The sequence below is a fragment of the Massilia sp. CT11-108 genome (assembly GCF_047302915.1).
GTDB lineage: Bacteria > Pseudomonadota > Gammaproteobacteria > Burkholderiales > Burkholderiaceae_D > Telluria > Telluria orientalis.
The window spans coordinates 1-603 of sequence record NZ_JBKYMO010001152.1; the positions used below are offsets into that span (position 1 = coordinate 1).

Below are 603 nucleotides of genomic sequence, written 5' to 3' on the forward strand. Positions count from 1 at the left end.
CGCCACGCCGCTGGCCGCCGCGCTGGGCCAGACGCTGGCGGCCGCGGCCTGATGCCGGGTGGCAGTTTGTGATAGATCAAACGGGTGCCAGCCCGGCCTCCTTACACTAGACCTTCCTTCAGGCCAAAACCAACCAGAGGACGCCTCGCAATCCGAGACTCGCGATTCGAGAGTGCCCCGGGCCTGTCAACAACGCTCCCACGGACCTTGCATAGCGCCGCGCATTCCATGCGGCCGGGGAGCGGATTTGTCGAACTCACTCGTGAGAAAAAGGTGGAGACCGAATGCTGACATCGACTTATACCCTCGTCGCCCTGTCCGTCGAACAGACGACGGTGCGCGCGGCCCTGCAGTCGCTGCTCGACGAGCTGCGCGCGCTGCCGGGCGACTTCAGTACCCTGGCCGCCGGCCGGGCCGCACAATTGTGTACTGCACTGCGCCAGGTGTACGACAACTGTCATTGGCGCAAGCTCGACAAGTTCCTCGTGCCGGCCCTGCGTCGCAGCACCGCGGCGGCCGACAGGTTGCTGGAGGAGCTCGAACGGCTCAGCGGCCAGGCGGCCAGCGCGATGGCCACGGCCGACGCTGGCCTCGGCCGTGGCC

General features: G+C 67.2%; 1 pseudogene. It reads left to right on the forward strand.

Annotation, left to right across the window (positions count from 1 at the left end):
- Window positions 1-284: 284 nt before the first annotated feature.
- Window positions 285-603, forward strand: a pseudogene (locus ACEN88_RS33690) (hypothetical protein); the annotation flags it as partial.